Annotated in this window: 16 protein-coding genes; 1 reads left to right on the plus strand and 15 read right to left on the minus strand. The window is 43.9% G+C overall.

Annotation, left to right across the window (positions count from 1 at the left end):
- Window positions 1-20 precede the first annotated feature (20 nt).
- The 14 genes from tpx to FC07_RS08045 all read right to left on the minus strand — a co-directional run bounded on the left by tpx (window position 21) and on the right by FC07_RS08045 (window position 12,237).
- The gene (gene tpx, locus FC07_RS07980) at window positions 21-512 is read right to left on the minus strand and encodes a thiol peroxidase (RefSeq protein ID WP_057904592.1); all 492 of its coding nucleotides are present in this window, start codon (window positions 510-512) and stop codon (window positions 21-23) included.
- 177 nt (window positions 513-689) lie between these two features.
- Complete coding sequence (locus tag FC07_RS07985; protein ID WP_083483253.1) at window positions 690-1,676, minus strand: LCP family protein; 987 nt, start codon at window positions 1,674-1,676, stop codon at window positions 690-692.
- A 188-nt stretch (window positions 1,677-1,864) separates the two neighbouring features.
- Window positions 1,865-2,644, minus strand: a complete 780-nt coding sequence (locus tag FC07_RS07990; RefSeq protein WP_057904594.1) for a ribonuclease H family protein — start codon at window positions 2,642-2,644, stop codon at window positions 1,865-1,867.
- 131 nt (window positions 2,645-2,775) lie between these two features.
- A complete protein-coding gene (locus tag FC07_RS07995) occupies window positions 2,776-3,402 on the minus strand; it encodes a CBS domain-containing protein (RefSeq protein ID WP_057904595.1) in 627 nt (208 codons plus the stop codon).
- 5 nt (window positions 3,403-3,407) lie between these two features.
- Window positions 3,408-4,115, minus strand: a complete 708-nt coding sequence (locus FC07_RS08000) for an ABC transporter ATP-binding protein (RefSeq protein WP_057904596.1) — start codon at window positions 4,113-4,115, stop codon at window positions 3,408-3,410.
- The gene (locus FC07_RS08005; protein ID WP_057904597.1) at window positions 4,115-4,891 is read right to left on the minus strand and encodes an ABC transporter ATP-binding protein; all 777 of its coding nucleotides are present in this window, start codon (window positions 4,889-4,891) and stop codon (window positions 4,115-4,117) included. The genes FC07_RS08000 and FC07_RS08005 overlap by 1 nt, the downstream gene beginning before the upstream one ends.
- 2 nt (window positions 4,892-4,893) lie before the next feature.
- On the minus strand, window positions 4,894-5,850 hold the full coding sequence (locus tag FC07_RS08010) for a branched-chain amino acid ABC transporter permease (RefSeq protein ID WP_057904611.1): 957 nt from the start codon (window positions 5,848-5,850) through the stop codon (window positions 4,894-4,896).
- Between the two features lie 9 nt (window positions 5,851-5,859).
- The gene (locus FC07_RS08015; protein WP_057904598.1) at window positions 5,860-6,738 is read right to left on the minus strand and encodes a branched-chain amino acid ABC transporter permease; all 879 of its coding nucleotides are present in this window, start codon (window positions 6,736-6,738) and stop codon (window positions 5,860-5,862) included.
- 155 nt (window positions 6,739-6,893) lie between these two features.
- The gene (locus FC07_RS08020) at window positions 6,894-8,081 is read right to left on the minus strand and encodes an ABC transporter substrate-binding protein (protein ID WP_057904599.1); all 1,188 of its coding nucleotides are present in this window, start codon (window positions 8,079-8,081) and stop codon (window positions 6,894-6,896) included.
- 248 nt (window positions 8,082-8,329) lie between these two features.
- Window positions 8,330-8,833 carry a DNA-3-methyladenine glycosylase I gene (locus tag FC07_RS08025; protein ID WP_057904600.1) on the minus strand — a complete coding sequence of 168 codons (504 nt, stop codon included), beginning with the start codon at window positions 8,831-8,833 and terminating at the stop codon, window positions 8,330-8,332.
- A 19-nt stretch (window positions 8,834-8,852) separates the two neighbouring features.
- The gene (locus FC07_RS08030) at window positions 8,853-9,527 is read right to left on the minus strand and encodes an ABC transporter permease (protein ID WP_057904601.1); all 675 of its coding nucleotides are present in this window, start codon (window positions 9,525-9,527) and stop codon (window positions 8,853-8,855) included.
- Window positions 9,527-10,456, minus strand: a complete 930-nt coding sequence (locus tag FC07_RS08035; protein WP_057904602.1) for an osmoprotectant ABC transporter substrate-binding protein — start codon at window positions 10,454-10,456, stop codon at window positions 9,527-9,529. The genes FC07_RS08030 and FC07_RS08035 overlap by 1 nt, the downstream gene beginning before the upstream one ends.
- Window positions 10,457-11,089, minus strand: coding sequence for an ABC transporter permease (locus FC07_RS08040; RefSeq protein WP_057904603.1), 633 nt, complete (start codon window positions 11,087-11,089; stop codon window positions 10,457-10,459).
- Window positions 11,086-12,237, minus strand: coding sequence for a betaine/proline/choline family ABC transporter ATP-binding protein (locus FC07_RS08045; RefSeq protein WP_057904612.1), 1,152 nt, complete (start codon window positions 12,235-12,237; stop codon window positions 11,086-11,088). Before FC07_RS08045 ends, FC07_RS08040 begins: the two co-directional genes overlap by 4 nt.
- A 155-nt stretch (window positions 12,238-12,392) precedes the next feature.
- Between FC07_RS08045 and FC07_RS08050 the strand changes: the two genes are divergently transcribed.
- The gene (locus FC07_RS08050; protein WP_057904604.1) at window positions 12,393-12,836 is read left to right on the plus strand and encodes an Hsp20/alpha crystallin family protein; all 444 of its coding nucleotides are present in this window, start codon (window positions 12,393-12,395) and stop codon (window positions 12,834-12,836) included.
- A 61-nt stretch (window positions 12,837-12,897) separates the two neighbouring features.
- On the opposite strand, the gene FC07_RS08055 is transcribed toward FC07_RS08050, so the two are convergent.
- Window positions 12,898-13,131: an ArsC/Spx/MgsR family protein gene (locus FC07_RS08055; RefSeq protein WP_083483252.1), complete on the minus strand. Its 234-nt coding sequence runs from the start codon at window positions 13,129-13,131 to the stop codon at window positions 12,898-12,900.
- Between the last annotated feature and the right edge of the window lie 42 nt (window positions 13,132-13,173).

Genomic DNA, 13,173 nt, shown 5'->3' on the forward strand with positions numbered 1-13,173 from the left:
TTAGGTGTCTTTTTGATTGGTTACAAGTTTTTCAAAAAGGCTAATGCTTTTTGATAATCTGGTTCGTGGGTTTGTTCTTGGATCAATTCACGATAGAGAATTTTGCCAGTTGCATCAATAATAAAAATTGAACGGGCCAAAATGTTCTTATCAGCGACATATAAGCCTAATGCTGAGCCGAATGAATGTTGCGCATCAGATAATAGTTGAATCCGATCCACACCTTCAGCGGCACACCAATTTTGTTGTTGTTCAGTGGTGTTGGTTGAAACTGTTACAAACCGAATATCTGGAAAGGCATCCATTGATTGATTAAAATGCTTTGTTTGAATGCTGCAAACAGAGGTGTTAATATCTGGGACAACACTGATCAAAGTGGCCTGTCCTTGCCAATCTTTGGGTGTCACTGTTTCACCCGTTGCTGCTGTCAGTTGAAAATTGGGTAATGTTTGATCAACTGCTGGTGCTGTGCCATTTGTTGTTAAAGGATCGCCATGCATTGTAATGTCCATCGAAAAAAACCTCCAATTAATTTAGATTCAACTTTAGTTTATCAAGTTTTTAAGTTGTTAGCAATTAATTAGCTGTCAATTCATTTACATTGTTTTGCTCAATGGGCTGTCCCGTTAAAGGAACTACTTGAACGTCAAAAAAGACGCCACTTTTTCAAGTCGCGTCCTGCATTGCTACTAATACGTATTTTCAGTGTAATAAACGGTATCTAACCCAAAGGTATTAAAGTCTTGATTCGTGCTACCGTTAAAGGTTGGATTCAGTGCATTCAATCTGGTTTCAGCATTGTCTACCTTTTCAGCCTTCAAGCCGAGCTCTTTACGAATATTGCTAGAAACCCGGTTTAATTCGTTGGTAGCGGCAATTTGATAGGAGCTACCATTGATCCATGCGGAGTTCCCTTGCAAGTGCTCAGACGTGATTTTACTAGCGTTATGGCGATACTTAAAGGCCGCTGTTGCTAATGTATTGAAATTAATATCCGTCCGCACATTAGGTTGTAACGCCTTCAACAGGTCATCGTAATGGCCGATACCTTTAGGGGAGATCAGCTTTTTAGCAACTGCTTTAATAACCTCTTGTTGCCGCATCTGCCGACCATAATCGCCTTTAGGATCTTGATACCGCATGCGCGCATAAGCCAGTGCTTGGGTCCCATTCAAGTGATGCTTCCCTTTCGTGATCCAAACACCATCAAAGCCAACATTCATTTTTGCGTTGACTTCAATGCCACCAACAGCGTTCACAATGGTCTTCAAACCACCCATATTCATGGTGACATAATAATCGATCGGCACATTTAATAAATGCCCCACCGACTTCTTCGCCATGGTGGACTTGCCTAAATTATAAGCGGCATTCAATTTTTGCATGTTCCGTTTTTTATCACCGATCATTTCGGCTAGTGTATCCCGCGGAATACTGTGCATCGACGTTTTGCGTGTTTTCGGATTAACGGTGACCACGATCAACGTATCTGAATTCCCACGGTCGATTCGGCCATCGGCGCCGGTATCTACCCCTAAAAAGAGGATCGAAAACGGCTTGCCTTGTTGAATCTTCGTAGAGGCTGTGCCTTTAGGCGGCGTATACATCTTGTTGAAACTTTTACCCGTTTTTTGGTAAAGCTGATGCACATAAATACCGCCACCAATCAAGGCCATTACAATGAGCACTAGTAAAGCCAACAAGATCCGCAGGCCCCAATGCCGCTTCTTGCGCGGTGGTTTTTGATGTTGTTGTCGTGTTTCCAAACCTTCATCTCCGTTCCATTCACACACTACTTTTTATGTTTCCAGCCTATCATAAATGACGCTTAACATTTATTTTTTAATGAAACTTAACAGAAAAATCACTTTTTACGAGGTTGCAATGGCATTCCCGGTCGTTGTCCCGTTGGATTGGCAGCACTCATGGCATCCATGGTGTCATTTAAGGTTTGATCCACAAAGACATTGCCACGATTCGTCGCATGGCCTTTGGTCCAACGATAGGATAACTGCGTAAATTGTGGCAATAACTGTGCTAGCCGTTGCCACAGCGCCTGATTGGCCACTGGCTGGCCGCCACTGCGCTTCCAACCACGCCGTTGCCAACCGGCTAGCCACCCCTTTGTAATGGCATCTAAGACGTATTTTGAATCTGCGATCACCACAATTGGTGCTTGCGGGGACCACTGCTGCGCAATGCGTTCTAACCCACGTACCAAGGCAGTGACTTCCATTTTATTGTTGGTTACCCCATATTCACCTGCTGAATCGGCCCATTCTTGCCCTTGGTAGGCAATTAAATACGCCCAAGCAGCTTTATCCGTCGCCTTTACATGGCCCCCTTGGACATTGCCAGTATTCCGTGACCCACCATCTGTGTAGAGCTGAATGGCATTGGCCGGCATGGCTTGCGTGGCAGTTGCGCCATGATTGGTTCGTCGTGGCGTACTACGACGCTGGGAATGGTGCGCCAGGGTTCCTTGTGACTGTGCAAGCCACGTTGCGGCTTCCTCAAAGGTCATAAAGCCTTTGTACTTCGCACCAGGGTAGCCTGCCACATAGGTTTTAACCGTCGCCCAACTTTCATTAAAAACGCCTGTTTTCTTTCCTTTTGCAACGGCATAAAACTTTTTAGCGGCCATGCACAACACCTCACTGTTAAAATCTCTCATTCTAATTTAACCATTTTAGGCCCTAAAAGCAAAGTCTGATTTTAATGCAGGCCTTGAAAAAGGGATGCGGCTTACGCCACATCCCCCAATACGACCTTTTATTACAACGTTACCTTATAACCAGCAGCCGATAATGTTTGTTGAACATTTGCAACATCACTGGTTGCCACGTGAATTTCAATGACCTGTTCTTGATCACGTTGAATCACCATTAAGGTTAAAATACTGTATTCATGCTCTGCCAACACTTTGACGAGCTTGGCAATAAAACCAATTTCATCCTTAGGCACATGAACGGTAACAGAAGTCCCTTGTTTGCCATAACCTGCAATGTTCAAGAAGGCATCTAAAATATCATTGTTGGTGATAATGCCAACTAAATTATCATCATCGACAACTGGCAAGACCCCAATCTTATGCTGGCGCATTTGATAAGCAGCATCTTCCAGCACCGCATTAGAGGTAATCGTCCGCACGTCCTTTTCCATAATATCGGCAACCGTGGTTTTATTCAGCAGGTAATTCACTTCATAAACCGATAAGCTCGTTGCCTTTGATGGCATGGCACCTTGGATAATCCCTTCAGTGACCAGGCCCACCAGTTTGCCATTATCCAAAACTGGCAAACGGTGAATATCATTAGCCTTCATTAAGTCAACGGCGTCATTAATGCGTGTGGTTGGTCGCACCGTCACGATCTTCTTTGTCATAAAATCTGCAACACTCATGTTCCCTAACCCCCTAAGTAAGCTTTCTGCACGTCGGCATTGGCCAATAATTCCTGGCCGGTTCCGGTTAACACAATACTCCCGGTTGCCAATACATAGCCACGATCCGCAATCGATAACGCCTTAGACGCATTTTGCTCGATCAACAAAATCGTGGTGCCTTGCTTTTGAATGGCCTGAATAATATCAAAAATTTCATTGATAAAAATCGGCGCTAACCCCATTGAGGGTTCATCCATTAACAATAGCTTCGGCTTGGCCATTAATGCACGGCCCATTGCCAGCATCTGCTGTTCACCACCAGATAATGTGGCTGCATCCTGGTTCTTACGTTCGCCTAATACTGGAAAACGGTCAAATACGTTGTCATAATCCTTTTTCAGCGCATCGCGATCTTTTCGTAAAAAGGCCCCCATTTGTAAGTTTTCCATCACCGATAAACCTGGGAAAATATGCCGACCTTCAGGCACTTGCGAGATCCCACCTGCCACAATATTTTGTGACTTTTCTTTTTGGATCTCTTTGCCTTCGTAAATAATTTTACCATCAGCCGGCTTCATTAAGCCAGAAATTGTCTTTAAAATCGTTGTTTTCCCGGCACCGTTCGCCCCGATCAATGATACGATCTCGCCTTCGTTGACTTCAAAATTAACCGATTTAACCGCGTGGATCACACCATAATTAACGGACAAGTCTTCAACTTTCAATAACATTAGGACTCACCCCCTAAATAAGCTTTGATAACACGTTCATTCTTCTGAATCTCAGCTGGCGTGCCTTCGGCGATCAGTTGGCCGTATTCCAAAACATAAATCCGTTCCGCAACGTTCATCACCAAGGACATGTCGTGTTCGATCAGCAACACTGTAATGTGGAATTCATTTTGGATCTGACGAATCAAGCGGGTTAAATCAGCCGTTTCTTCTGGATTCATCCCGGCAGCCGGTTCATCTAAGAATAGGATTTTAGGCTTCGTCGCTAACGCCCGGACAATTTCCAAACGCCGTTGTTCCCCATAAGGTAAGTTCCGCGCTAAATTGTCCAATTTATCTTGCATATCAAAAATTTTCAGTAATTCAATCGCTTCTTCACGCATTTCGACTTCTTTTTTATAGTAACTTGGTAAGCGCAAAATACTGCTAACAAAACTTTCTTTGTGTTTCGCAGTCATGGCGATCAGCACATTGTCTAACACTGACAAGTCTTTAAACAAGCGAATATTTTGGAAGGTCCGCGCTAACCCAGCTTGGGCCACTTGATAAGGCTTCTTTTTATTCAACACCTGCAAGCCTTGGTCTGTTTGCAATGAAACAGTGCCTTCAGAAGGTGGAATAACGCCGGTCAACAAGTTAAACAACGTGGTTTTACCCGCGCCGTTAGGGCCGATCAATGCGACTAATTCGTTATCTTCCAAGTGCATGGTAACACCGGAAACGGCTGTTAAGCCCCCAAAGTTTTTGGTTAAGTCTTTAACATCTAATAAACTCATGGCTAAGCGTCCCCCTTCGTTTTAGACTTCCGGGTGAACAACCGGCGAATGGATAATTCCCAAGTGCCTAATAAACCGGATGGCTTGAAAACCATGATCAAGATCAAGGCCAATGAATACAAGACCATTCGTAAAGTCCCAAAGTTTTGTAAGATCATATCCAATAACCCTAGCACCACAGCGGCCACAAAAGTTCCTGTAATACTACCGATCCCGCCTAATACGACAATGATCAAAATGTTGATGGATTCCATGATCCCAAAATCAGTTGGGGCAATGGTTTGAATGTAGTTGGCATGTAACGCGCCGCCGATTGCAGCCGTTGCTGCGCCCACCACAAAAGCGATGACTTTCCACTTGGTAATGTTAACCCCCATGGATTCAGCGGCAATCTCATCTTCACGCACAGACATGACGGCACGGCCATCACGACTGTGAATGAAGTTCACAATGATAATTGTGGTGATACAAACCAATAAGTAAACCACTGGCCAAGTCGCTAACATGGGAATGTTATATAAGCCGGCCGGCCCATTGGTAATTTTCAAGTTGTTCAAAATGATCCGGATGATTTCGGCAACCCCCATGGTGGCAATTGCCAAATAATCCCCGTTTAAACGTAAGGTGGGGATCCCAACGACCAACGCCACCACACCTGAGAAAACAGCCCCTGCGATCAAGCCGAGTAACATGCCTAATGCATTGGGAATGGCAGTGGTGATCAACGCACAAACATAAGCGCCGATTGCCATAAAGCCAGCATGCCCTAAAGAGAACTGCCCTGAAAAACCGATGATCAAGTTTAACCCAGTGGCTAAGATAATGTTGATTCCAATCAAAACCAAGGTTGTTTCTGCAAACTGACCCATGATGCCAGCGAACTCTAACACATTAATAATAATGTAGCCAGCAATCATAATCGCAAGCCAAATCAAATTATACTTTAGATTTTTCTTCATGTTTGCCACCTACACTTTCTCTTTAATGTTCTTGCCTAAGATACCAGCAGGTTTCACTAATAAGATAATGATCAAGACAGCGTAAACCACGGCATCTTTATAAGCTGAGAAGCCTAAAGCTTGGGTAATTGTTTCTAACAACCCAATAACAAAGCCACCAATGGCTGCCCCTGGAATCAAGCCGATCCCACCTAAAACAGCGGCGACAAAGGCTTTGATACCAGGTGTCATCCCCATTAATGGATCAATTGAATTGTAATACAAGCCGATCATCACACCGGCTGCCCCTGCCAAAGAAGAACCTAAGGCAAAGGTAAAGGAAATCGTCCGATCGATGTTGATCCCGATCAATTGAGCTGCATCTGGATCCACAGAAACCGCCCGCATGGCTTTCCCCATTTTGGTCCGTTGCACGATCAATTGTAATAAGATCATTAACACGATTGAAACCGCTAAAATCAAAATCTGAATATTCGAAATTGAAACCCCACCTAAATGGTATTGTTTAACAGCCATTGCTTGTGGAAAGTTCCGAACGTTAGAGCCAAATAAGTAAGACATCCCGTTTTCTAACAGGAATGACACCCCGATAGCTGTGATCAAGGCGGCGATCCGTGGCGAATGCCGCAAAGGCCGATAAGCCAAATACTCCGTTAGCATCCCGACAAAGGCACAGAATACCATGGCCGTGATCAAGGCGGGCCAGAAACTTAAATGCCAAACATTGATCACGTAATAACCCCAGAAAGCACCTAACATATAAATATCACCATGAGCGAAGTTGATCAATTTAATGATCCCATAAACCATGGTATAACCTAACGCCAGCAACGCATAAATGCTCCCTAGCGACAGACCATTAACAAGTTGTTGTAAAATTGTGTGCACAGCGTTTCACTTCCATTCTTTTGACTGAAACAAAAAAAGTAGGACAAAGGCTTGGCTGGTTTACGTTTTGCCGTAAACGTGTGCCAAAAGGCCGACGCTGTCACCCCAGCTGTCTAACCGCCTTTTGTCCCACTCTCATTGTTTAAACTTGCAATTTACTTAACGGCAGTTGCACTTGCTTCTTTACCGTTAACGACTTTAGCAACGATAACTTGTTTTTGTGGGTTGTGTTTCTTATCGATCGTGATGGTCCCTGTAACACCCTTAAAGTCTTTTAACTTGCTTAAACCAGTTGCAATCTTAGTCGAATCAGCTGATTTTTCGTTTTCAATTGCGTCTTTGATCATGTAAGTGGCATCGTATGCCAATGCATCAAATGTCCCAGCTTCTTCGCCATATTTCGCTTTGAAAGCTTTCATATAAGCTGTTGCTTTGGCATTGGTATTGGCCTTGGCATCAAAGTGCGTTGTGTAGTAGATGTTGGTGGCAGCTTTCTTCCCAGCAATTTGAACTAACTTAGGATCTGAGAAGCCATCAGCCCCAACGATTGGTTGGTTGATTCCCATTTGACGGGCTTGTTTGACGATCAAACCAGCTTCTGTATAGTAACCAGGAACGTATAAGGCATCAAATTTCTTACCTTTTAACTTGGTTAACAACGTGTTGAAATCTTTATCGCCAGCTTGGTAATATTGCGTTTCAACGACGGTGCCTTTATAAGAACTCTTGAAAGCTTTGGTTAAACCTTGGCCATAATCAGTTGATTTATCAGCTAAGATCGCCACCCGCTTTAAATGCATGTTGTTGTAAACGTACTTGGCTAAAGCTTTCCCTTGATAACTATCTTCGAAGCATGAACGGAACATGTAAGGTTGCACTTTCCCATTCTTTTGGACCGTCAATGAGTCTTGTGTCCCACCTGGTGTAATATAAGGGACTTTAGACTTGGTATAGTTTGGCAATGCAGCTAAACCAGCACCAGACGTGATCGGCCCAATGACAGCGTTGACCTTGCTCTTAGTGGTTAAGTTAGATGCCACTGAAGCAGCAGAAGAATTATCAGACTTGTTATCTTTTTGAACTAACTTAATCTTCATCTTCTTGTTACCAACTTTGACACCGCCGTCTTTGTTGATCTGTTCAACGGCTAATTTAACCCCTTTTTGCATGGCTTGACCATAGGCAGCAGCTGAACCAGATAATTCAAAGTTCCCGCCTAAGACAATTTCTTTACCGGATTGCTTGTTGCCGCCCCCAGCAGCAGAACTACTACACCCAGCTAATAATAACGACCCTGCCAACATGACAGTGCCCATAACTTTTGCAAACTTTTTTCCTTGCATAACGCCATCTCCCGTGTTTATTAAAAATCTAATTTGTTTTTAATAAACTAACATAATTGGCCGGTTTCGTCAAATTATTTTTAAAGAAATTTCACAGATAAAACGCATTCACCGGCTTTTTTAGCTGATTTTGACGTTTTTTAGAAGAAATTAGGCCAAATTAAAATGAGTGCAAAATGTGAATGCACTCATTTTTAGAATCGCCATTCAATTAAAAGCGCGGTTGTATTTGAGTAAAGATGAGAAAATTATGAAGAAATTTGAATAATTCCTGCTGCGCGCAGGAACATATGCGTCACAATTGGCCCGACAAAGGTAAAGTGGCGCCGTTTCAGATCTTTTGCCACACGACTACCTAAAGCACTGGTTCGCTCAGTTTCATAATCTGGTGCCAACAAATAAGGTTGACCATCTGCAAAGCGCCACAAGTAAGTCGCAAAGCTGCCAAACTCGTTTTGAACGGCTAGCATTGCCCGGGCATTTTGAACGATTGCCCGAATTTTACGCGGGTTGCGAATCATTTCAGGATCCGCCGCCAACGCCATGATTTCTGGCTCGGTGAACGCTGCCACAACCTGTGGGTCAAAATTTGCAAAGCGTTGCTGAAACACAGGAATTTTACTTGCAGCCGCCTGCCAGCTTAAACCCGCTTGAAAAACGCCGACTGTTAATAGTAAAAACAGCCGTTGATCATCATGGGTCGGTTGCCCAAAATGGTCATGGTAAAACTGAACACCAACACTTTTCACCAAAGCACTCACAGCTTTCTATTTAATGTTGGGGCCGTTTTTGCAATTTGGTTGCCGGATCAAAGTATCGCTCTAATGTCCCTAACACCAAATCAGAGATAATCGCCATTAATGCCGTTGGCAAGGCCCCTGCTAAAATGATTGCCCCGCCATTGGTGGCATTGGTGCCGCGAATGATAATATCCCCTAAACCACCTGCACCCACAAAGGAGCCAATGGCTGTGATCCCAATGGCCAAGACTAATGCGTTCCGGATCCCAGCCATGATCACAGATAACGACAGCGGTAATTCAATCAAATACAGCATTTGCCAACGGGTCATGCCCATCCCTTCCCCAGCATCTAAAATAGCTGGGTTAACGCTAAGCATGCCTGTATAAGTGTTTTTGATAATTGGCAATAACGCATATAAGAAGACCGTCACAACCACTGTATTGACCCCTAGTCCTAAGCCTAACATAATCATCGACACCATGGCTAACGACGGTACCGTTTGAATCACATTGGCAATGCCAATGACCCAGTTACTCAGCCGCCGATGCTTGGCAATTAAGATACCAATGGGAATCCCTAAGATCGCCGCCAACACCACACCGTAAATGGAAATCAAAAAATGACGTTCAAATTGTGCTAACACATACATGCCGTTATGACTAAAGTAATAAATCAGCTGCTGCGCTAAATTTAAATTTTGCATTAGTTTTGACCCCCTTCAAAGTAGTGATGTTGCTTGAGAAATTGCTGTGCCACAACAGTCGGTTCTTGCAAATTATTATCAACTTTGTAATTTAGCTGTTGCATGGTTTTCAAGCTGATCTTGCCATCTAGTCGCCGTAAGATCCCTTTTAATTCAGGGTGTGCCTTCAACGCCTGGTTATTCACCACCACACTAGCCTGATAAGGTGGGAAGAAATGACGATCATCTTTTAACAATTTCAAATTGTAGCTGCTAATGCGGCCATCCGTTGAGTAGCCTAAAACGGCATCCATTTTACCATTGGCTAGGGCACTATAAACTAAGCCGATCTGCATCGGGTACACATGACCAAAACTGAAGCCGTACTTCTTTTGGAACCCAGCATAGCCGTCACCTTGTCGGTTTAACCAAATTTGATCGATCCCCACCCGCATTTTTGGCGCAACTTTTTCTAAATCGCTAACTGTTTCAAGATGATATTTTTTTGCAAATTGCTGCGTGACCATAAATTGATACGTATCCGCAAAGCCATAACTTGGAAAATAAGTCATGTCATACCGTTGATCAAACAGTTTGCGAACCGTTTGATCAACTTTTTTCGAATCAGTCGTCGCTTTTTCATTCTTTAATACGGTTTGGTAATCCGTTCCGTTGTAACGAATCGCCGTTAAATCAGCATCCCCACGTTTTTGAGCCTGAAAGCTAACGGTCCCAGAACCTAAATTATTGATCACCGTGGTTTTCAAATTAGAATAGTGATTGATCATGCCTTGCACCATTGCGGCCATGATCTGTTGTTCAGTGGTATTTTGAGCGGCGATTCGCACCGTATCCTTCCCCGAACTACTAAGGCCAGGTAAGCTACAGCTGGTGAGTAGCGGCACTAAAAGCAAGCAGAGTAACCCTGTCAAAGTGCGTTTTAATTTCATTTAGCCCGCCTCCTTTGTTCGTGGCGTTAGTTTTTGTTCCAACTGCCCTAATAAAAAGTCAACGACCAACGCCAAAATAATCACTGGGATCGAGCCACCTAAAATCAAATCAGAACGGTACAGATTTAACCCGTTAAAGATGAAATCCCCTAAACCACCGGCACCAATATAAGCAGCTAACGCAGTCCAAGCAATGACATACGTTGCAGACAACCGCACCCCTGCCATGATCACCGGCGCAGCAAGGGGGAGTTCGACTTGAACGATCGACTGTGTTGCACTCATGCCCATCCCTTTGGCCGCATCACGCAATGTTGGGTCCACTTGTTTCATCCCTAAATACGTATTGCGTAAGATCGGCAATAACGAGTAGATAAACAAGGCCACGATTGCTGGCTTGGCGCCGATGCCAAAAATCGGAATCATCATAGCGAGTAATGCCATGGCCGGCACCGTTTGTAAAATACTGGCTAAGCCAATAATGGCCCCAGAGATTTTGGGATAACGGGTCAGTAAAACCCCTAACGGTACGGCAACAATGACCCCTAACGCCAAGGCAATGGCCGCAATGTACAAGTGCTGCCAGGTTTTTGTCACGAGCTGACCACCATAATTTTGGAAAAACGTCATCATTTGGCATCACCGCCTGACGTTTCTTTGTCAGCATCCCCCCATAACGCATCGTAAACCATGTCCACTAAGGTGGCCCGTGTGACGATACCGACTAATTTACCAGCTTGGTCGATCACGGGCACGTTTTGATACCCACGTTTCAAGATTCGATCAACGGTATCCCGAATAATCGAGTTTTCCTTCACATAAAAAACTTTCGGATCCATAATATCGCCTAATGTTTTACCCGAACCGTAGTATTCATTTAACCGTTCCAAGTTCACAAACCCTTTTAGGTGTCCGGTTTGATCTGTTACCAATAAGGTATCGACCCGTTTGGTATGCATTTCGGCTAACGCCTCTTTCAACGTCCGTTCTTCTGGTGCTGAAACGGCCTTGGTGGCCACTTGTCCAACTGTGGTAATACTTGGCCGCGCTTGGATCAAACGCTCTTGACCAATTAAATCGGCCACGAATTGGTTGGCCGGATGCCGTAAAATATTGTCTGGCGTATCCACTTGGACTTGGCGGCCTTCTGTCATAATCACGATCCGGGTGGCCAACGTTAAGGCTTCATCCATATCATGGGTCACAAAAATAATTGTTTTGCCTAACCGTTCCTGTAAGTCTTTTACCAGATCTTGCAGGGATTCCCGCGTGATCGGATCTAACGCACCAAACGGTTCATCCATGAGAATAATATCCTGATCCGCTGCTAACGCCCGAACAACGCCGATGCGTTGCTGCTGACCACCAGACAATTCAGCGGGATAACGATCCAAAAATTCTTCTGGCAATTCCACCAGTTTGATCATTTCCTTTGCCCGTTCATTGCGTTTTTCAACTGGCCACTTTAATAGCTTAGGTACCAAAGTAATATTATCGCGGATCGTCATATGCGGCATTAAACCTATATTTTGAATCACGTAACCAATTTTACGGCGTAGCTTCACAGGATCCATGGTGGCAATATCGGTGCCATTAATTTTAACAGTCCCTTCTGTTTGATCGAGCATTCGATTCAGCATGCGCATCACCGTAGTTTTCCCAGAACCAGATGTCCCGATAAAGCAGATAAACTCGCCTTTTTCAACTTGTAAATTAAAATCATCAACTGCCTTTTTTCCACCGGCATAGACTTTCGATAAGTGGTTTAATTCTAAAAGCATGGCAACATCACCTTTCTCTAAAATCACAGGTTGCATATCTATATCTTAGCAACAAAAGATTCTTTTGCCAAATCGTTGCAATTTGACCTTCTTTGACTATAATGAGATTTGTAAGGTTGAAAGAGACCTGAACAACTGAAAGGAAGTCTTTATTCATGGCAAATGATTTAATGAATGGTCGTTCTGATATGATGGCGCTTGGCGCAGATCGCTTTTTCAATCGTTTGGCGCGAGACTTTTTTGGAAATACCTTTGAAGTTCCCAGCGCAACTGAACAAATGAAAACCGATATTCGCGAATCTGATCAGGCATATACCGTTAAAATTGAATTGCCTGGTTTTAAGAAAGACAATTTAAGCCTCGATTACCAACATGGCATTTTACAAGTCAGTGGTAAACTCGAAAACAACACCAAAGAAACGGATGACAACGGCAATGTGTTACGTAGTGAGCGCCACTATGGCACTTACCAACGGCAATACCGTTTACCAAATGTACAACGTGAGCAGATCAGCGCAGCATACAAGGATGGTATTTTAACCATTACATTACCAAAACAAGCCCCAACGACTGACGAAAAACCAATTCAAATCAATTAACGGAATCCTTCACTTTTAAAGTAGCCCCGGTAAGCAGATGCCTACCGGGGCTTTTTTGACTTTAAAATGACATGCCGTGGCTTAGCAATGCCGTCATCCGATCTAAATGACGTTGTTCCCGTGGAATAAAAGTGCGAATCGCATCGGCATTGTAACCAATATTAAGCTTGTGATCGCCAAAAATAATTGGCCGCCGTAATAATTCTGGTTCCGTGTGTAACCGTTCAAACACCTGATTCATGGTCATCTGTGGTAATTCTTGGGCAAACCGGGTATAACCTTTATCCCGAATTATTCATACGAGGTTTAATATCGGCATACCGCACAATTTTGGACC

The sequence above is a fragment of the Loigolactobacillus bifermentans DSM 20003 genome (assembly GCF_001434575.1).
Taxonomy (GTDB): domain Bacteria; phylum Bacillota; class Bacilli; order Lactobacillales; family Lactobacillaceae; genus Loigolactobacillus; species Loigolactobacillus bifermentans.